The sequence below is a fragment of the Planomicrobium sp. CPCC 101110 genome (assembly GCF_007859395.1).
Classification (GTDB): Bacteria; Bacillota; Bacilli; order Bacillales_A; family Planococcaceae; genus Planococcus.
Genome location: NZ_VOHD01000003.1, coordinates 1,410,770 through 1,431,025, shown reverse-complemented (window position 1 = coordinate 1,431,025; position 20,256 = coordinate 1,410,770). Strand labels below are relative to the sequence as shown.

18 protein-coding genes are annotated in these 20,256 nt (G+C 46.5%); all 18 read right to left on the bottom strand.

Features of this window, described 5'->3' with window-relative positions; translation table 11 throughout:
* A partial coding sequence (locus FQV30_RS18170) for a MutS N-terminal domain-containing protein (RefSeq protein ID WP_483312749.1) occupies window positions 1–859 on the bottom strand: 859 nt, incomplete at its 3' end.
* A 119-nt stretch (window positions 860–978) separates the two neighbouring features.
* A complete protein-coding gene (locus FQV30_RS06920) occupies window positions 979–1,407 on the bottom strand; it encodes a YlbF/YmcA family competence regulator (protein ID WP_146499361.1) in 429 nt (142 codons plus the stop codon).
* Window positions 1,408–1,411: 4 nt separating this feature from the next.
* On the bottom strand, window positions 1,412–2,950 hold the full coding sequence (miaB, locus tag FQV30_RS06915) for a tRNA (N6-isopentenyl adenosine(37)-C2)-methylthiotransferase MiaB (RefSeq protein WP_146499360.1): 1,539 nt from the start codon (window positions 2,948–2,950) through the stop codon (window positions 1,412–1,414).
* 100 nt (window positions 2,951–3,050) lie between these two features.
* A complete protein-coding gene (locus FQV30_RS06910) occupies window positions 3,051–3,848 on the bottom strand; it encodes a TIGR00282 family metallophosphoesterase (RefSeq protein ID WP_146499359.1) in 798 nt (265 codons plus the stop codon).
* Between the two features lie 65 nt (window positions 3,849–3,913).
* Complete coding sequence (rny, locus tag FQV30_RS06905) at window positions 3,914–5,473, bottom strand: ribonuclease Y (RefSeq protein ID WP_146499358.1); 1,560 nt, start codon at window positions 5,471–5,473, stop codon at window positions 3,914–3,916.
* A 559-nt stretch (window positions 5,474–6,032) separates the two neighbouring features.
* The gene (gene recA, locus FQV30_RS06895) at window positions 6,033–7,094 is read right to left on the bottom strand and encodes a recombinase RecA (protein ID WP_146499356.1); all 1,062 of its coding nucleotides are present in this window, start codon (window positions 7,092–7,094) and stop codon (window positions 6,033–6,035) included.
* 174 nt (window positions 7,095–7,268) lie between these two features.
* Window positions 7,269–8,522 (bottom strand): competence/damage-inducible protein A, encoded by a 1,254-nt coding sequence (locus FQV30_RS06890; protein ID WP_146499355.1) that lies wholly within the window; start codon window positions 8,520–8,522, stop codon window positions 7,269–7,271.
* A gap of 71 nt (window positions 8,523–8,593) precedes the next feature.
* Window positions 8,594–9,172: a CDP-diacylglycerol--glycerol-3-phosphate 3-phosphatidyltransferase gene (gene pgsA / locus FQV30_RS06885; RefSeq protein WP_146499354.1), complete on the bottom strand. Its 579-nt coding sequence runs from the start codon at window positions 9,170–9,172 to the stop codon at window positions 8,594–8,596.
* 49 nt (window positions 9,173–9,221) lie between these two features.
* On the bottom strand, window positions 9,222–10,097 hold the full coding sequence (locus FQV30_RS06880; protein ID WP_370512362.1) for a helix-turn-helix domain-containing protein: 876 nt from the start codon (window positions 10,095–10,097) through the stop codon (window positions 9,222–9,224).
* Window positions 10,098–10,111: 14 nt separating this feature from the next.
* Window positions 10,112–10,909 (bottom strand): DUF3388 domain-containing protein, encoded by a 798-nt coding sequence (locus FQV30_RS06875; RefSeq protein WP_146499352.1) that lies wholly within the window; start codon window positions 10,907–10,909, stop codon window positions 10,112–10,114.
* Window positions 10,910–11,019: 110 nt separating this feature from the next.
* The gene (gene ymfI, locus FQV30_RS06870) at window positions 11,020–11,739 is read right to left on the bottom strand and encodes an elongation factor P 5-aminopentanone reductase (RefSeq protein WP_146499351.1); all 720 of its coding nucleotides are present in this window, start codon (window positions 11,737–11,739) and stop codon (window positions 11,020–11,022) included.
* On the bottom strand, window positions 11,736–13,037 hold the full coding sequence (yfmH, locus tag FQV30_RS06865) for an EF-P 5-aminopentanol modification-associated protein YfmH (protein WP_146499350.1): 1,302 nt from the start codon (window positions 13,035–13,037) through the stop codon (window positions 11,736–11,738). Before yfmH ends, ymfI begins: the two co-directional genes overlap by 4 nt.
* Window positions 13,030–14,304, bottom strand: a complete 1,275-nt coding sequence (gene yfmF / locus FQV30_RS06860) for an EF-P 5-aminopentanol modification-associated protein YfmF (RefSeq protein WP_146499349.1) — start codon at window positions 14,302–14,304, stop codon at window positions 13,030–13,032. Before yfmF ends, yfmH begins: the two co-directional genes overlap by 8 nt.
* Window positions 14,305–14,507: 203 nt before the next feature.
* On the bottom strand, window positions 14,508–15,467 hold the full coding sequence (locus FQV30_RS06855; RefSeq protein ID WP_146499348.1) for an ABC transporter permease: 960 nt from the start codon (window positions 15,465–15,467) through the stop codon (window positions 14,508–14,510).
* A 1-nt stretch (window position 15,468) separates the two neighbouring features.
* A complete protein-coding gene (locus FQV30_RS06850) occupies window positions 15,469–16,515 on the bottom strand; it encodes an ABC transporter permease (protein ID WP_146499347.1) in 1,047 nt (348 codons plus the stop codon).
* Entirely contained in the window at window positions 16,505–18,070 is a 1,566-nt protein-coding gene (locus tag FQV30_RS06845) for an ABC transporter ATP-binding protein (RefSeq protein WP_146499346.1), read from the bottom strand. Before FQV30_RS06845 ends, FQV30_RS06850 begins: the two co-directional genes overlap by 11 nt.
* Before the next feature lie 163 nt (window positions 18,071–18,233).
* Window positions 18,234–19,307, bottom strand: coding sequence for a BMP family lipoprotein (locus tag FQV30_RS06840; protein ID WP_146499345.1), 1,074 nt, complete (start codon window positions 19,305–19,307; stop codon window positions 18,234–18,236).
* Between the two features lie 48 nt (window positions 19,308–19,355).
* Window positions 19,356–20,084, bottom strand: coding sequence for a GntR family transcriptional regulator (locus FQV30_RS06835; RefSeq protein WP_146499344.1), 729 nt, complete (start codon window positions 20,082–20,084; stop codon window positions 19,356–19,358).
* Window positions 20,085–20,256: the final 172 nt, after the last annotated feature.

Sequence of the window (20,256 nt, the reverse complement as noted above, 5' to 3'; positions counted from 1 at the left end):
CGGCTGCCATCGCCGTTACCGTTTCATCCAGAAGCCAAAGAAGCGTCCCTTTGGTTTCGCCTCCGCGAATCGACTGCAAAAGTTCCAAGTTCCGTTTGGAGTGAAAGTCGATGGTCAACAGCTGGCCGTTTTCATTGTAAGAGAACGTCTGTATGTGCTGCAGCGATTGCTGCTGTGTTCTTGCAATATACGTCAAAAGGCGGCGGCTTCCCATTTTCAGCTCTTCCGGGCATTCCGCCAGCAAAGCTTCATCAGCTGCATAGGGAAACTCCATCGGTTCAATCGACAGCACCACATCCTGCGCCTCTTCGTTCAACAGGAGAAACAACTGATCCGAGACGACAAGTTCACGGATATGGAGAGACTGCAATTCCTGCAAGAGCGCTTTTCCGGCGCCTGTTATGTATGTGGCAGTCGCTTCCCCGGTGCTGATATCGACATAGGACAATGAAAAGCCGCCTTTTATCTCTTCAGCCGCCGCAATAAAGTGGTTTGATTTTGAGTCGATGCTTTTGCCTTCCGTATGGGTTCCGGGTGTGACCAGCCTCACCACTTCACGCTTGACGACCCCTTTTGTCAGTTTCGGATCTTCCACTTGTTCGCATATAGCCACTTTATGCCCTTTCTGAATCAATTGGTCGATATAATTCTGCGCGGCATGATGGGGGACTCCGCACATCGGGATGCGGTCATCGCCATTGCCGCCGCGGCTTGTCAATGTGATTTCCAGAAGCTGTGATGCTTTCAATGCGTCGTCATAAAACATTTCATAAAAATCTCCGAGGCGGAAAAACAAAAACGCGTCCTGGTAATCGGCCTTTACTTGCAGATATTGTTGGATCATTGGTGTCGGTGCCATTTCAAAACCTCTTTCACGGTATTTCTTTATTTCTCCATTATATCAAAAATGGGAAGAGAAAAGAAAAAACTGAAAGAGGCTTCGCTCTTTCAGCTTTCAAATCTCACGCTTCGCTTTTCTTATGACAATTTCTTCGGTTTGCTGGCTTCCACTTTAGAACCGGTTTCGCCGCGAAGAATGTCTCCGCCCGTATCCGTGATAATTTTGTTTGTCACTTGGTTGGCGATGGCTGTTGAGACCATTTGAAGAAGGGAATTGACATCTGTTTGCGATTGCTTGAATTCCTGGACGATCGGCACAGCGTCGATTTCCTCTTCAATTTTCTTGATTTTGCCTTCAATCAATTCCAAAGCGCGTTCTTTTCCGTACGCCTGGAAATTGACCGCTTGTTTCTGCAAGCTCTTCAAGCTCGCAATTTTTTCACGGATTTTCTGATTTTCGTTGATTTGCGCCTCTGCGCGCTTGAAAAACTCCACTTCTTCCGTTTCAGCGATCATGTCCGCCACTTCACGGGCTTTTGCGATAATTTCTTCTTTTGAATATGTCATTTGATTAGACACCCACTTCTTGGCCTGAAACGACTTCTAACAGTTCACCGTTCAAAGACCATGTTTTTGTTGTAGTTATTTTCACTTTGACCAATTTCCCAATTATGGACTTTGGACCGACAAAGTTGACAAGTTTGTTTTTTGCTGTGTAGCCTGATAAAACATCCGGGTTCTTCTTGCTTTCCCCTTCGACAAGCACTTCGACAATTTGTCCATCATATGCTTTCATGGCTGCCGCCGCGTATTCATTGACGACCGCGTTCAAGCGCCGGAGGCGTTCTTTTTTCACTTCCATCGGCACATTATCTTCCATTTTTGCTGCCGGGGTTCCTTCTCTTGGCGAATAGATGTACGTAAACGCCATTTCATAGCCGACTTCTTTGAACAGCGACAAGGTTTCTTCAAATTGCTCCTCAGTCTCATTCGGGAATCCGACGATGATATCTGTAGTCAAGGAAACGGTCGGGATCGCTGCGCGGATTTTACGCACAAGCTCCAGGTAATGTTCTCTTGAATATTTTCGCGCCATAATTTTCAACATGCTTGTCGATCCTGATTGTACAGGCAAATGGATGTGATCGACAAGGTTTCCGCCTTTTGCAAGCACTTCGATCAAATGATCATCAAAATCGCGCGGATGGCTTGTTGTAAACCGGATGCGCGGAATGTCGATCGTCCGCAGTTCATCCATCAAATCGCCAAGGCCATAGGTTATGTCGGTAAAGTCTTTGCCGTAGGCATTGACGTTCTGTCCGAGCAGCGTGACCTCCTTATAGCCTTGTGCGGCCAGATGCCGGACTTCCTGGATGATATCAGCGGGGCGGCGTGAACGTTCTTTGCCTCGCGTATACGGCACGATGCAATATGTACAGAACTTGTCGCAGCCATACATGATGTTTACCCACGCTTTGATCTTCCCTTTGCGGACTTTTGGCAAGTTCTCAATGACATCGCCTTCTTTTGACCAGACGTCGATGACCATTTCTTTCGACAGGTACGCTTCGTTTAAGATTTCCGGCAGCCTATGGATATTGTGGGTACCGAAAATCATATCAACTTGGTCATATGTTTTCAGGATTTTATTGACTACCGACTCCTCTTGGGACATGCATCCGCAAACCCCGATCAGGACATCCGGATTTTCAAGTTTTAATGGTTTCAAATGGCCAAGTTCGCCGAACACTTTGTTTTCGGCGTTTTCACGAATAGCGCATGTATTCAACAGAATGACGTTCGCATCGTCCACGGAATCAGTAATTTCGTAACCGAGCTGCATCAAGATGCCGGCTATGACCTCCGTGTCGTGCTCGTTCATTTGACAGCCGTAAGTACGGATATAAAATTTGCGGCCTTTACCCATTTCCGCAAATCTTGGATCGATCTTAAAATTATCAAAATAAGCGACTTCTTCTTTTCCGCGTTTTTTTGCATCCTTCAATGAAGGCGGCGTATATACGCTTTGAAAGTATTGGCTGTAATCCTTTTCAGGTTTGGCCGGTGTCGCTATCACTTGAGTTGACTGTAATCGCTGTTCCTCATTCATGAAAAAACCCCTTTCAATCAATACCTTATTATACTGAATACAACGTCCGCTCTACAAGGCGCGCGCACTAATTGTCGGAGAATCGACAAGAAGGCATTTTTCAGCCTTCAAACGGATAGTCTTCATTGATATAGATGCGTTCAAAAGATGTTGCTTTTCCGGTTTGGTTGTCCACATCAGCAAAAAAACCGCTGATGACCGGCCGCCCTTTTTTCGGCACTTCGAAACGTGTCGGCATATTGGTTTTAAAGCGGTATAAAACCGATTCTTTTGTCATGCCCAGGATTTCATCGTAAGGGCCAGTCATGCCGACATCCGAGATATAAGCAGTGCCTTTTGGCAAAATGCGGGCATCGGCCGTTTGCACATGGGTATGGGTTCCGACGACGACGGAGGCACGGCCGTCCAGATGCCATCCCATAGCGATTTTTTCACTGGTCGCTTCTGCATGGAAATCGACGAAAACGAGCGGTGATATGGCTTTGGCTTCTTCCATCAGCGCATCCACCGTTTTGAACGGATCTTCATGCGGCGGCAAGAACACACGGCCATGCAGATTGATGACAGATAGAGTCTGGCCGTTTTTGGTCACGGTGGCCATTCCTCGCCCAGGAGCTTCGTCCGAAAAGTTTGCCGGGCGGATCAAATAGTCCACTTCATCGATAAAATCAAAAATTTCTTTTTGATCCCATGTGTGGTTGCCCATTGTCACCATATCCACGCCCATAAACAAAAGATCCTGGTAAATGGCTTTGGTGATGCCGCGGCCGGCCGCTGCGTTCTCGCCGTTCGCGATTACCACATCAGGCGCATATTTTCGTTTTAAACGGGGTAAATAAGATTCCAATGCATCTCTTCCGATCGAGCCGACAATGTCACCGATAAATAAAATTTTCATATAGTCACCTTTTTCCATAAGAAAAAGGCTTCTTTGAATAGACATTCATCGAAGCCTTTATCGTATTATTTTGCGTATTCAACTGCTCTTGTTTCCCGGATCACTGTAACTTTGATATGCCCAGGATAATCCAGCTCTTCTTCAATCCGTTTACGGATGTCACGGGCAAGGCGATGTGCTGTCATGTCGTCAATTTGTTCCGGACGGACCATGATGCGGATTTCGCGTCCCGCTTGAATGGCGAACGACTTCTCAACGCCTTCATATGATTCCGAAATCTCTTCAAGCTTCTCCAAGCGGCGGATGTAATTTTCCAGTGTTTCGCTCCGGGCACCTGGGCGCGCTGCCGATAAGGCGTCAGCCGCTGCGACAATCACCGAAATGATTGAGGTCGGCTCCGTGTCTCCGTGGTGGGAAGCGATACTGTTGATGACAACCGGATGCTCCTTATATTTCGTGCCAAGTTCCACGCCGATTTCCACGTGGCTTCCTTCTATTTCATGGTCGATGGCTTTCCCGATATCGTGAAGAAGGCCAGCACGCCTTGCCAAAGTCACATCTTCGCCAAGTTCTGCTGCCATTAAGCCGGAGAGGAAGGCTACTTCAACAGAATGCTTCAGGACATTCTGTCCGTAGCTAGTGCGGTAACGCAGACGGCCTAGAATCTTGATCAAGTCCGGATGCAGATTATGGACGCCTACGTCAAAAGTGGTCTGTTCCCCAATTTCGCGGATTTGTTCATCTACTTCGCGTCTTGATTTTTCTACCATTTCTTCGATGCGCGCCGGATGGATGCGGCCATCAGACACTAATTTCTCCAGTGCCAGACGCGCTGTCTCGCGGCGGATTGGATCAAATCCAGATAAAATGACTGCTTCTGGTGTATCATCAATAATCAAATCGATGCCAGTCAACGTTTCGAGCGTCCGGATATTTCGGCCTTCGCGCCCGATGATGCGGCCTTTCATCTCATCATTCGGCAAGTTGACCACAGAAACTGTAGTTTCTGCTACATGGTCTGCTGCAAAACGCTGCATTGCCAATGAAAGGATATTTTTGGCCTTCTTGTCCGATTCCTCTTTTGCACGCGCTTCGGTTTCTTTGATCATCGCCGCAATATCCGTTGAAAGTTCATTTTCAACTTCCTGCAAGATGATTCCTTTCGCTTCTTCGCGGGTCAAAGCGGAAATGCGTTCCATTTCGGCCTGTTGCTGACGGACTAACTCTTCAGCTCTGCTTTCCATCTGTACAATATGCTGTTGTTTTTCTGCGAGCGCTTCGTCTTTGCGTTCAAGACTCGCTTCTCTTTTGTTTAAAGCATCATCCTTGCGATCTAAATTTTCTTCTCTCTGCAACAACCGATTTTCTTGTCTTTGAAGTTCAGATCGGCGTTCCCGAATTTCAGATTCTGTTTCAGTACGCAATTTATGATTTTCGTCTTTCGCTTCCAATAAGGCTTCTTTTTTCAGCGCTTCCGCTTCTCGTTTCGCATCTTCAAGAATTTGCTCTGCGGAGTTTTTGGCGCCTGCCACTTTGGAATCATTTGATTTTTTCAACGCAAAATATCCAACAACTACACCGACAATGATGCCAAGCAAAGCGAAGATGATCTCAGTAAAACCCATTCGGACACCTCCTCTTGCTATTCGTATTACCTTTTCAAAATGATGAATAATAAAAGATTTTTTACCTATAAATCGTTTAAAAAAAATTAAATTATACAATTTTAATTGTATAGATGGACTTATACCATGTCAACCCATGGAGCTATGGAAAAGCGGAAGCGCCTGGCCAGTTCCGACAAGCGCTGGAGGGCTTGGACGCCATGGCGCTCTTTTGCCATGGCTTCAAGACCGAATCGGCTCGAGGAACTAGGCGCTGGAGTCTAGCCATTGAAAAGCGCAGTCAGCCGTGTAGATTCGACAGGCATAAGACGGATTGGCGGAGCGGCATTTTTGCCGCATAGCCGAAACGGCTTATGACCCGAGAATCTGGCCGACGTAGTCTAGACAGCGAAAAGCCCAGTCGGCCGTGTAGATTCGACAGGCATAAGATGGATTGGCGGAGCGGCGTCTCCCCTTGAATCTTGTATAGCCAACGGCGGCTTCAAAAGAACATAGAGAAAAGCCGTCCAGTGTAAGCTGAACGGCTTTTTAAAGAAGACAGATGTTGCTGGCTCTTTTCTTATTCTTCGTCGTCAATCAATAAACCGAAATCTTCCGGTTCCTCTTCTTTACGGGCAGCAATTGTATAAGATGCTGCAGCCATGCCGTAAGACTCGCGGATTTTGTTCGCGATGTCATTGCGGATTTCCGGATTGGCAAGCAGGAACTGCTTAGCGTTCTCACGGCCTTGGCCAATGCGTTCTTCGTTATATGAATACCAAGAACCGCTCTTTTGGATGATATCCAGCTCTGAACCAATATCGACGATTTCGCCTTCACGGGAAATCCCTTTTCCATACATGATATCCACTTCAGCTGTGCGGAACGGCGGAGCAACCTTGTTCTTAACGATTTTGATCTTTGTTCTGTTGCCGATGATCTCCGCTCCGGATTTCAAAGCTTCTGCACGGCGCACTTCCAAACGGATGGACGAGTAGAATTTCAATGCGCGTCCGCCTGGCGTAGTTTCAGGGTTACCGAACATAACGCCGATTTTTTCGCGGATCTGGTTGATGAAGATGAAAATTGTATTGGATTTGTTGACTACACCTGATAATTTACGAAGAGCTTGGGACATCAAACGCGCTTGCAAGCCCATATGCGAGTCGCCCATTTCCCCTTCAATCTCCGCCTTTGGCACAAGTGCAGCTACCGAGTCAATAACAACGATGTCAATCGCACCGCTTCGTACAAGAGCTTCTGCAATTTCAAGTGCCTGCTCTCCTGTATCCGGCTGAGACAACAACAATTCATCAATATTGACGCCAAGTTTTTTAGCATATAGCGGATCTAGTGCATGCTCCGCATCGATGAAAGCGGCAGTTCCGCCAGCAGCCTGAACTTCTGCAATTGCATGAAGGGAGACTGTTGTTTTACCTGAACTTTCAGGTCCGTATACTTCGATAATGCGTCCGCGCGGATATCCGCCTATTCCTAGTGCAGAATCAAGTGCCAATGAACCACTTGAAACTGAAGATACATTGCGGTCGCTTTGTTCTCCTAATTTCATGACAGAACCTTTACCGAATTGTTTTTCTATACCTTTTAAAGCCATTTCTAACGCTGCTTTACGATCGCTCAAAAGAAATCCTCCTCTAATTAAAACCATTTTTTCTACCTGTCTCTAGTATACTAGGTTATTGAGAAATACACAAGAAAAACGCGAACGTTTATTCGGTTTTTTATTTGCATATATTATATTTACCCCTTATTTATAGAGCAAAATCAGGATTTGAGCGAAAAAACGCACGCAAAATTAAATTTTGCGTGCGTTGCCGTCTGTAAGCGTCCGTATCACATATGAAAGGGCCAATTTGACCGCTCTTAAACGGTTGGTGTTGCGCATACCCGACAGTTGAAGCCGGTAGGCCGTTGTTTCTTCTGCTGTCGCTATGCCTATCCATACTGTTCCTGCCGGCTGGTCCCCGTGCGCATCAGGCCCTGCGGCTCCTGTCAGGCTGACACTGATATCGGTCTGGAATCTCTCGCGTACTCCTTCCGCCATGGCGACAGCGGTCTGCTCGCTCACTACTCCATATTCCTTCAACAGCTCCTGCGGCAAACCAAGATGCTCGATTTTCATTTCCTCATTATAAGCGATTACGCCACCAGCCAGAACAGCACTCGCCCCTGGCACTGAAGCAAGTTCCGATTGGAACAAGCCCGCAGTCAAACTTTCAGCCGCTGAAATGGTTTTGGATTGCTCCTTCAGCAGTTCCACGGTTTTGGAAGCGAGGGAATCGTCGTCATAGCCATACAAATACTGGCCGACCCGCTCTAAAATCTGAGCCTTGGCTCCGTCAATCAAAGTCCAGGCTTCCTGCTCCGTATTTGTTTTTGCTGTAATCCGCAGCGTCACTTCGCCGTCTGAAGCAAGAGGAGCGATGGTTGGATTGGTCTGGCTGTCCAATATATCTTGAAGTCGGTCTTCCAGTTCAGCTTCTCCGATGCCATAGAAGCGCAGTACATGCGATAAAATGACGTCTTCCTTGTTCAATATTTTTGCAAGTTTCGGCTTTGCCTCGAATTGGAACATTGGCTCCATTTCTTTTGGCGGTCCCGGAAGCAGCATATAAAGATGGCTGTCAGTTTTATACAGCATGCCCGGCGCCATGCCATGGTTGTTGACCAGCACTTCGCTGCCTGCCAAAACCAATGCCTGCTTTTTGTTGTTTTCCGTCATGAAACGGCCAGCACGATCAAAAAAAGCGACGATGGACTCAAGTGCCTCTTCGTCCATTGCCAATGTAGTGCCCAAATGCCGGGCAATGGTTTCTTTCGTCAAATCATCTTTCGTGGGCCCGAGGCCGCCAGTGAAAATGATCAAGTCCGCGCGACTTTCCGCGATTTCGATTGCATCTTTCAACCGTTCGGCGTTGTCGCCGACTACGGTGTGATAATAGACATTGATGCCGATTTCTGCCAGATGGCTCGATAAAAAACGAGCATTCGAATTTGTGATTTGTCCTAATAATAGTTCAGATCCAACAGCAATAATTTCTGCGTTCACTAGTAACCACTCCTCCTGACCCGTCCACCGGGGGTATCAACTGCAAAGTAAAGCTTTCCGCCGCCCTGGACTTATTTCGAAGCCAGCAATGCACGGCGGTTTGCGTAAAAATAGTCCCAACCCGACCACACTGTGAAAATCAAAGCGATATAGAGCATGATTTCCGCAAATGGAATGTTGATTGCTGTAAAAATCGTGTTGTGAAGCAGCAATGTAATGATGGCAATGATTTGCGCCGTAGTCTTGATTTTTCCAAGTCCACCTGCCGCCACGACCTCCCCTTCTCCAGCAAGCACCAAGCGAAGGCCGGTAACAGCAAATTCACGGCTTATGATCAGGATTACAACCCATGATGGAGCGAATCCAAGTTCCACTAGGATGATCAGTGCCGCAGAGACAAGCAGTTTGTCAGCCAGTGGATCCAGAAATTTCCCGAATGTTGTCACTAAGTTGTATTTTCTTGCATAATAGCCATCCACCCAATCAGTCAAAGAAGCAAAGAGAAAAATCATCCCTCCGACAAAATGGGTAACCGGCATAGTCGCTCCAAAAAGCGTCATCGTGCCCCAATTAAAATCGATCAGCATGACTGCCATAAAAATCGGGATCAGCAATATGCGGGATATGGTAATCTTATTCGGTATATTCATATATGCTTCTCCTTTCTGCCTATCAAGAAAAATAGCCATCTGTTGATGGCTATTCTTCGTCTTCAAAACGAATCACAATATTTTGAGTGATAGCGTCTTGCGCATACTCAACCTGTTCATCATTCACCGTCAATGTCACGTTGGAGGTTGCCCCAATACGGACGCGCACTTGCGTAACCCCTTCAAGATCGACGGTTTCGCTGTCACCGTCCTGCATCGTACGGGCCGGATCCATCAATTCCTGCTGGTTTTGGTCAGTCGCCGATACCCATGAAGCGCCAGACGCTTCGATCTGAAGCTCTCTTTCCGCAGGGCCAGTATACACATACGTCGTCGTTTCGCCTTCGGTCCCTTGTTCTTCTAAGCTCGCAGCCGGTTCTTCTTCAGCCGGCTCTTCTGGTGCCGTTTCTTCAGCCGGCTCTTCCTCAGCAGCCGGAGCTTCCTCTTCTTCAGAATCTGCCGGCTCTTCGTATTGAACGCCGCCGTCTTCTTCCACTTCTTCCGTTGGATTGTTTGTGGCAAGAAACTGATAGAAAAACCATACTACGCCGATGATAACCACAATAAATAGTGCAACAATAATTTTCGGCATCACTTCGCCAAGTCCACTTGATGAACTTTTCGCGAACGTCTGCCTGCGTGAAGGCGTCGGTGCTGCAATCGGCGCCCGGACGTCTTCCTTCACTTTTTCCGGAACTTCGGCTTTATGATGCTCCAGCAATTCGTCCGAATTCAAGCCGACCGCTTCCGCGTATTGTTTGATGAATGCCCGCACGTAAAAAGGTCCCGGCATCATGCTATGATCGCCTTCTTCTATTCCGGCCAAATAGCGTTTTTGAATTTTTGTTACCCCTTGCAAATCTTCTAAACTATATCCTTTTGCGATTCTCGCTTCTTTCAAACGAGTACCCAATTCGCTCAACACAACCACCTGCCTACTTAAAAGTTAAATCCGCCAAACATGTTCGTCTGGTTTTCTTCGTTCATAAAGTCGTTTTTCTCCAATACTTCATATGTAATTTTTTCGTCAGGATGATGGCGCAGCTCGATAATGTAATCGAAATCTTCAATGCTATAATCCGATTGCTGCACAAACATATCCGGATGTTCAACTACTTTTATAGTAGGCATCCGCATCATTTCCCTTACAAGCTGCATATGGCGTTCATCTGATGCTTTGCGCGTCACTATGCCGTCCAGGATAAAAATATTGTTTTCACTGCGCTCATCGCCCATCAGCTGGTTGCGCACAGTTTGCTTGATCATCGTAGAAGAAAGGAAGATCCATTTTTTGTTCGCGCTAACGCTTGCAGCGACAATCGACTCAGTTTTACCGACACGCGGCATACCCCGCAATCCAACCAGTTTATGGCCTTCCTGCTTGAAAATTTCAGCCATGAAATCCACTAAAAGCCCAAGTTCATCCCGCACAAAACGAAACGTCTTGCGGTCATCAACATCCCGTTGGATATACCGCCCATGGCGAACTGCCAGAATATCTCGCAGCTTCGGTTCACGGAACTTGGTTACGACAATAGTCTCAATTGTGGAAACAATCTGTTCAAAACGCTCCAGCTGGACGTAATTCTCCGTACGCAAGAGCATTCCGCGCCTGCCCTGGTCCACACCATTGATAGTGACAATATTAACCCGCAGCATACCGAGGAGCGAAGCAATATCTCCTAACAAACCAGGGCGATTCACTTGGATCTCGTATTCAAAATACCACTCTATCATTGTTCTTCCGCCCTTTCTCTTCGGAGTATTGTCCCTCTAGTTCCCCTCTCTTATAATAGCGGATTTGCCGCTTCAAGAAAAGGGGGACTATAGGAGCAATGCACTGCCATTCACATATGCCACCCGCCATTGACGCGCAATGTCTGGCCAGTCATGTAATCGGCTTTTCCATTCACTAGGAAATCCACCGCATCCGCGACATCCTGTGGGGTTCCAAGCCCGAGCGGAATCTCATCCTCAATTGCTTTCAGCTCTTCTTCCGACCATGAGCTGTTCATTTTCGTCGCAATAAAACCGGGAGATACAGCATTGACCCGGGTGCCGGATGCCGCCATTTCTTTAGCATACGCTTTGACGAATGCCAACTGCGCCCCTTTTACCGCGGAATACGCCGTTTCCATCGAAGCGCCGATTTCTCCCCAGATAGAAGAAATGAAAACCACATAAGACTTGGAATGCCTGTGGAAAAAGGGGGAAATGAGCCGGATGGCACTCACTGGATTTTTAACATGCACTTGCCAAAGTTCTTCTATATCAGGATCTGTTGTATCAATCAGCATTTTATACAATGCATGCCCGCTCGCTACGACGATGCACGCTGCATCAAAAACTTGCCCAGCCAACCTTTCAGCTGCTCCGTTTTCGGCAAAATCCGCTCTTACCGGAACAAACTCCTGATCCGGATAGCCGGCTTTCAATTCCGCAGCAAGGTCATCAAGCGGCCTGGAATTCCAGTGCAAATAGACGGACCACTTGGAATCTGCAAGTTGGCGGGCAATCTTTTCCCCGATTTCCCCGGACGCTCCGAGGACAACGGCAAACTTTTTCATTCGCTGTCCTTTTTCGGCGGGACAATAGTAAAAACGGAACGCTGGCTTTCACCGCATATTGCATAAAAAGCATCTTGCAAATCTTCAACGCTTAGCGCTTCAAGGGTCGGGACAACATCGAACAGGTTCATATCATTGAAGGCATAGCGCGTAAACTGATTGGCGATATACTCAGGCGAGTTTAGCGCTCTCAGGAAAAAGCCGATTTTTTTCCGGCGTACCCGATCCAAATCCGCTTGTCCGAATGGCCATAGTTCTTGCGCACGCTGAACAGTGTTCTGGATTTCTTCAGCCAGTTCTTTCGGCTTTTGGGTGTCAGAGCCGATAAGAGCGTAGCCAAATCCGTTCTCCAATGAATAGTCGAACGAATACGATTCATCAATCAGGCCGCTCTCATATGCATGATGATAAAAATCGGATGTGCGGCCAAACAGCAATTCGAATGCCAGTTGGGCAGCCAGTTCATGCTTCAACATTTGAGGGCCGGACAGATTCACCGTTTCCGGTTTGATGCCCACAAATACTTTCGGCTTTTGGACACTCATTTCAAGCGTACGTTCCTTAAGGGCAGCTTCCACCGGTTCTTCCGGGAAAATGCGCTGGATGTCTGCCGGTTCTTCAAACGTTTTTTCCGCTTGGTTCTCCCGCACAAAAGCCATCATGCTTTCCGGCTCAACAGCCCCGACAATAAACAGCATCATATTCGATGGGTGGTAGAACGTATGGTAACACGTGTAAAGATGTTCTGCCGTAATATCTTGTATGGATTCCACTGTCCCCGCGATATCGATTTTCACTGGATGATTTTTATAAAGATTTTCAATGATGCCGAAATACAAGCGCCAATCGGGCTGATCGTCGTACATCGTGATTTCTTGCGCAATGATCCCTTTTTCTTTTTCCACCGTCTTTTCGGTGAAATAAGGTTCCTGCACAAAATCCAATAGTGTTTCAACATTTTCCTGGATCATTCCGGTTGCTGAGAACAAATAAGCCGTCCGTGTAAATGATGTGAATGCATTTGCGGAAGCACCTTGTTTGCTGAACTGCTGGAAAATATCCCCTTCTTCTTTTTCGAACATTTTGTGTTCAAGAAAGTGGGCGATGCCGTCAGGAACTTTGATCGGTTCTGTTTCTCCCAGCGGCACAAAATTATTGTCAATCGACCCGTATTTGGTGGTGAATGTGGCATATGTCTTCGAAAAACCTTTTTTCGGCAAGATGTATACTTCAAGGCCGTTATCAAGTTTTTCATGATAAAGCGTTTCGTCTAGTTGTTCAAATTGTACTTTATTCATCTGAATCCTCCTCTTTGCCTGATAAGAAGTACGTCATTTCCAATGAAATGTCCTGGGCCACTGCGGCAATATCTTCTTTTGTGACATTCTTCCATCTCTTGATGAGGTCTTCCGGTTCAAAAGAATCCGACAACTCCATGTATTGATCATATATTTCGATTTGGCCGCGGGCCGAATCGAGCGCTTCTTTGAGCTGATTGGTCAGCAATGCTTTTGTCTGGTCGAGTTCTGTGTCGGTTATATTGCCTTTTTTCACTTCTTCCAATTGCTCGAGAATCAGCTTGACCGCTTTTTCCTCCAGATTCGCATCAATTCCTGCAAGAACAAACAACAAGCCGAACTGAGAAGCATAGGAGCTGGACACATAATAAGCCATGCTTTCTTTTTCACGGATATTTACAAACAATTTAGAATGGGCATAACCTCCCAAAACACCATTCATCAATTGCATGATCGGGAATTTTTCATCTTTGAAGGTGACAGGCGTATAGAATGCCAAATGAAGTTTCCCTTGCTTCATAACTTCAAATTCCCGCACGTGCGGCTCTTCCGGCTTTTTCAACTCAAGCGGAGGCGCTGCAATCGGCTTCTCACGGTCGCCGAAATGGAAAAATTCACGGATGTAAGAAGCGACCGTTTCAGGCTGGATATCGCCGACAGCATAAATTTCGATTTCATTTTCTTCAATCATGGTGCGGTATTCCGCCACCAGCAGTTCGTTGGTCACACTTTCCACATCATCAATTGTTCCGTTCGGGCTGATTGAAGCCGGGTGGTCTGGCAAAGCATGTTCCAGCATCCGCTGTTGCGCATAGCGGGTCTTTTCATCAAATACCGATTCAATCCGTTCTTTGATGGCGCTTTTTTCCCTTTCAAATATGGATTGTTTGAACAAACCGGCTTCGAAATTCGGCTTGAACAGGACAATGTACATCAAGTTCATCACTTTTTCCAAAACGCCGCTTTCCGATAAATACTCGTCATTGACCGTTTCAACGTTTAAAGTGACAATATGCTCGTTTCCTCTTTTTGTGGAATCCATATACAACGAAGTTCCATACAGGTCATCCAGCACCATCCGCAAAGCGGTGTGGGAAGGATATACTTCATTGCTGTGCTGAAGGACGTTCGCCAAAACCGATCGTGCAGACGCTTTTTCTTTCGTCAATTTATCCTTGAACCGGATTGAAAAATTTATCGTCTTGAATTGTGTAGTTTGATTAACGTGCACATTCACGCCTTTAGCCACATTTATCGTCTGAAACATGCAAAATCCCCTCTCATCGTTCATCTTCTAACTATACCGAACCTTTTCCGCTAATTGCAAATAAAGAAAAGCGGAAGCGTCTGTTCAGTTCCGACAAGTGCTGGAGTCGACAATCTGCAGATGCCGGATCAGATTCCGTACGCTGCCAGCTTCTCTTTTCGGGCATAAAAAAAAGCCGTCGCAACGACGGCTTTTTTGATAGATTAGCGTTCACCTTTAATATAGGGCTTCCCGCTCGCTTTTGGTGCATTGGCGCGGCCAATAAAACCGGCCAGTGCTAAAATCGTAAGCACGTAAGGAAGAATCAATAAAAACACACTTGGAATTTCCTGGACATAAGGGATGGATGGACCCGCAATACTTAATGATTGGGCAAATCCGAAAAAGATTGCTGCTCCCATCGCGCCAAGCGGATGCCACTTGCCGAAAATCATTGCCGCAAGCGCCATGAATCCTTGGCCGTTGATTGTTGCATGGCCGAAGTCGCCGGAAATCGTCTGGGCATAGATTGCCCCGCCAATACCGGCCAGTGCTCCTGAGATCATAACCGCAACATAACGCATTTTACTCACATTGATCCCCATCGTATCAGCAGCCATCGGATGTTCTCCGACTGAACGCAGACGCAAGCCGAATGGCGTTTTGTAAATGACGAACCAAGCGAGGATGGCAACGACAATCGCTAAAATGGACGTATTATAAACGGATTTGAAGAACATAGGGCCAATAAGCGGGATATCCTGCAAGAATGGCACATTATAACGCCCAAAGCGTTCTGTGATGAAATCCGTCTGGCCTTTGCCAAAAATTTTCTGGACCAAATACAACGCTAAGGCGATGGCCAACAAGTTGATGGCTACCCCTGATACTACTTGATCCGCACGGAAAGATATAGAAGCGACCGCGTGCAGGAGTGATAACAAGAGCGCGGCGACCATAGCAGCAACCAAGGCAAGCCAAGGCGTTGCCCCTCCGAACATATCCGCGAAAAACAAGTTGAACAAGATTCCGATAAAGGCCCCGATAACCATAAGACCTTCAAGTCCGATATTGACGACTCCAGATCTTTCCGAGAAGACCCCGCCTATTGCTACAAAAATAAGTGGAGCTGCGTAAAATATCGCCGAAGGAACGATGAAATACAAAACTTCCAAGAAACTCATATTACTTCGCCTCCTTCTTAATAGCTGCCCGCTGCAGAAGCCAGCGGATTACGTAGCCAGAAGCTACGAAGAAAATAATGACCGCGATGACGATTTCCACAATTTCTATTGGTATCCCGGCGGCATTCGGCATGTTCAGTGCGCCATATTTCAGGGAACCGAATAAAGTGGCGCCGAAAATTACGCCAAGCGGTGTATTCATGCCCAACAAGGCGACCGCGATGCCGTCAAAGCCGATACCGGTGAAACCGCCCTTGGACGAAACATACTCGAATGTTCCAAGGGCTTCCATCGCACCGCCAAGGCCGGCGAAAGCGCCTGAGATGACCATTGCCAGGATGATGTTTTTGTTGACATTCATTCCTGCATATTGAGAAGCATTCTGGTTAAAGCCTACTGCTTTTAATTCAAAGCCGAGCGTGGTCTTATCCAAGATGAACCACATTACCAAAACCATTGCGAGCGCCACAAAAATTCCATAATGAAGGCGGGAGAAATCAGTCAGATTCTCGAAAAACTCGGAACGCAATGATGCGCTTGCGAAAACCGGCTCTGTGCTGTCGCCGCCGTCTGATACAGTTTTAATCAATGCATTCGTTGTATGCAATGCGATGTAATTCATCATAATCGTTACGATAACTTCATGTACATGAAACTTTGCCTTAAGCAATCCCGGTATAAATCCCCAAAGCCCGCCTGCCACTGCCGCAGCCAGAATAGCCAGGGGCAAGTGGATGACTTTTGGCAATTCTACTGCCATTCCTACGTATGCAGCTGCAAACCAGCCAACAATCAATTGCCCTTCAACACCGATATTAAACAATCCCGAACGGAAAGCGAATGCTACTGCAAGGCCCGCTAATATATAAGGGGTGATTTGCCGGATTGTTTCTCCAATTGTATACAGGTCACCAAAAATCCCATTCCAAAGCGCCAAATATCCGGCTAGCGGATCAAAGCCGCTGATAAGCATGATAATCGCGCCGACTACTAGCCCTAATATAACGGAAACAATCGGGACCAGTAGATTTATTGCTCTATTCGACATGCTGATCCCCACCTCTCTTCGTCAAACCATCTGCTTTGTTATTTTCGCGGATGTGATGGCCCGCCATCAACAACCCAAGCTGCTGCTCGGTCGTTTCTTCCGGAAGAACGACGTCCACGATTTCCCCATCGTGGATTACTGCTATGCGATCGGAAACATTCATAACTTCATCCAGCTCGAACGATATTAGTAGAACAGCTTTGCCGTTGTCGCGCTGTTCAATCAAGCGGCTATGGATAAATTCGATCGCGCCTACATCAAGTCCGCGCGTAGGAAGTGCCGCGATCAATAGCTCCGGATTGCGGTCGACTTCGCGCCCGATGATCGCTTTTTGCTGGTTCCCTCCTGATAATGCCCGTGCCGGAGTATGTGGCCCTTGTGTCCGGACATCATAAGCCTCAATAATTTCCAGCGCTTTTTTCTCGATTTTATCGTAATCGATGATTCCTGATTTTGAAATCGGCCCTTTATAATAGGTCTGCAAGGAAATGTTGTGCCCGATCGGGAAATCCAATACCAATCCGTGCTTGTGCCGGTCTTGTGGAATATGTCCCACTCCAGCTTCTGTAACTCGGCGTGGTTTTAAGTTTGTAATGTCTTTCCCATGGATTGAAACGGTCCCGCTCTTCACTTTCCGGAGGCCGGTAATCGCTTCGATCAATTCCGTCTGTCCGTTGCCATCAATTCCTGCAATCCCGACAATTTCGCCTTGGCGGACGTTCAAGCTCAAGTTCTTCACTTTTTCCACGCCGCGGTAATCTTCCACCGTCAAACCTTTCACATCTAAAATATTTTCTTTCGGGGAAGCTTTTCCTTTGTTCGTCTTGAATTCCACTTGGCGGCCGACCATAAGCGCTGCCAGTTCATCCGGATTTGTCTCGGATGTGATCACCGTACCGATGCCTTGTCCTTTGCGGATGACCGTAACGCGGTCGGAAACGTCCATGATTTCTTTTAGTTTGTGGGTGATCAAAATAATCGATTTGCCTTCTGCAATCAGCCGCTTCATGATCTGAATCAATTCGACAATTTCTTGCGGCGTCAGGGATGCTGTCGGCTCATCGAAAATCAGAATGTCAGCTCCTCGGTATAATGTTTTTAAAATTTCAACACGCTGCTGCATACCGACGGATATATCCTCGATGATGGCATTAGGATCCACATTCAAGCCATACTGCTCGGAAAGTGCCTGCACTTTTTTTGCTGCATCTTTTTTATTGGTGATGCCGTATTTGGTCGGTTCGCTTCCTAAGATAATGTTTTCTGTTACCGAAAAATTTTCGACCAGCATAAAATGCTGGTGAACCATTCCAATCCCTAAATCGTTCGCGACATTCGGATCTGTGATGTTCACTTTCTCACCGCGTACACGGATCTCCCCGCCTTCTGGCTGATATAAGCCGAAAAGAACGTTCATCAACGTTGACTTTCCTGCACCATTTTCACCTAACAAGGCATGGATTTCGCCTTTTTTCAATTGCAACGTAATGTTGTCATTGGCAACGAACGTTCCGAATTCTTTTCGGATATTGAGCATTTCGATTACATATTCCACTGTTTTCACTCCCTCGAAAACTGGTACCTTTTTATATTAATTAATACAGGAAAGGCTTCCATTGCTAGAAGCCTTTCATCTATTAATTTCCCTGAAATTAGACGAAAAAAAATCATAAAGACCGGCTGAACCGGTCTTTATGATGACCGCAAGTAAATGTGGCTTATTCTACTGTTTCTGGAACTTTAATTTCTCCACTTGCAATTTTTTCTTTGTATTCTTCAATTTGAGCCATTTTGTCTTCTGGAATAGCACCGCGTGGATCAGCAAGGCCGACTCCGTCTTCTGCTAAACCATAAACCACTGTTTCACCGCCCGGGAATTCTCCGGCTTTCGCTTTGTTGGCAATATCGACTACCGCTTGGTCAACTTCTTTCAAAGCTGAAGTCAATGTTACGTTCGCATCGCCCACTTGGCCTTCTTCGTACTGGTCAGCATCAACACCGATAACCCAGATATTTGCATCTGGATCTTGTTCTTTGCGTTCTTTTGCTTCAGTGAAAACACCGTTGCCTGTAGCGCCGGCAGCGTGGAACACGATATCCGCTCCGCCAGAATACATGCGGTTCGCAGTTGTTTTGCCTAATTCCGCTTTATCAAAAGCACCTGTGTATTGAACATCGACTTCAATCGTATCGTCTACAGCTTTAACACCTTCAAGGAAACCTGCTTCAAAACGTTCGATTACCGGAATTTCCATACCGCCGACAAATCCAACTTTATTCGTTTCAGTCATCAATGCTGCAGCTACACCTGCAAGGTAAGCAGCTTCCTGCTCTTTGAACAATACGCTGGCTACGTTCGGAGCATCAACCACTGCATCAATGATTGCAAGTTGAGCTTCCGGCTGCTGTTCAGCAATTTCCTTTATAGCGCCTTCCATCAAGAAGCCGATGCCGAAAACAACATCAAAGTCACGGCGGATCAAGTTGTTCAAGTTGGTGTTATAATCCGCATCTGAAGCAGATTGGAGGTAGTCAAAACCGCCATTCCCTTTTTTAAGCCCGTTTTCTTCCCCAAACTGCTGAAGCCCTTCCCAAGCAGACTGGTTGAATGATTTATCATCTACGCCGCCGACATCAGTAACCATCGCTACAGAAAAGTCACTTGCTTCTCCGCCGCCGCTTTCTGAAGAACCACCAGTAGAAGAACCTTCATCGCTGCTGCCGCATGCAGCAAGCATTGTTCCTGCAGCAAGCATTAATGATAGGCCCAGACCAAATTTACGTTTTGTCAATGTAATAACCCCCAAGGTATTTTTTCATAGTAGCAGGAATTTTCTGTTTTACACACGTTTACGAACTACATGAAAACTGAATTTATCAGCTTTGAAATAGTTCTTTGAATAAAGCACCACTTGATCTTTTTCATCATAGTGGAGTTGTTTCAACACCAGCAATGCGGTTTCCGGATCACATTCCAGTATCGGGGACGCATCTTCATGGTACCCGATGGCATCAATAAACGTTACTGCATAGGCAATATGGGTATCTCCGGATTCCTCTAACGCAGAGAAAATAGAACTTTCTGTCCGCCCTAAAAAATCATCGGGCAAGTAGCCCGACGGAACTGTGTCGATGCAATAGACGACAGGTTCCCCATTTGCCGTACGGACCCGTTCGATTTTAATAACTGTATCATCGCCACTGCATTGAAAGCGTTTTATATCATCTTCCGAAGAAATGGACTCCGTGGTGCTCAGATAAATGGCTCCCGGTTCCATTCCCGCTTGGCGGATCATGTCGGACACACTGGTCAATTGCTCGATGCCTGATGAAAAAACAGGCTTCGGATTGACAAAAGTGCCTACTCCATGGCGCCGAATAATGATATTGTCTTCTTCCAGCAGCCTCAGCGCTTCTCTAAGCGTAGCGCGGCTGACTCCGAGTGTTTTGGCCAATTCGAATTCTGACGGCAGTTTCTCTTTTTCTTTGTAGACGCCAGCAGCAATATCCTGCTTCATTCGATCGATCACTTGGAGATACAAAGCACGATGATCCGATTTGATTGTCATAAGATTCACCACCAATGACAGAGATCAGACATCTGATGTAAAACATTCCTACTAACCAAAAATACTATAACACTAAAGTTAGTGGAAATAAATAGACTTTTGTCGAAATTTGCGAATTAATATAACATACTAATTATTCAATGTGATATTCTGCCACAAAAAAATCATTATA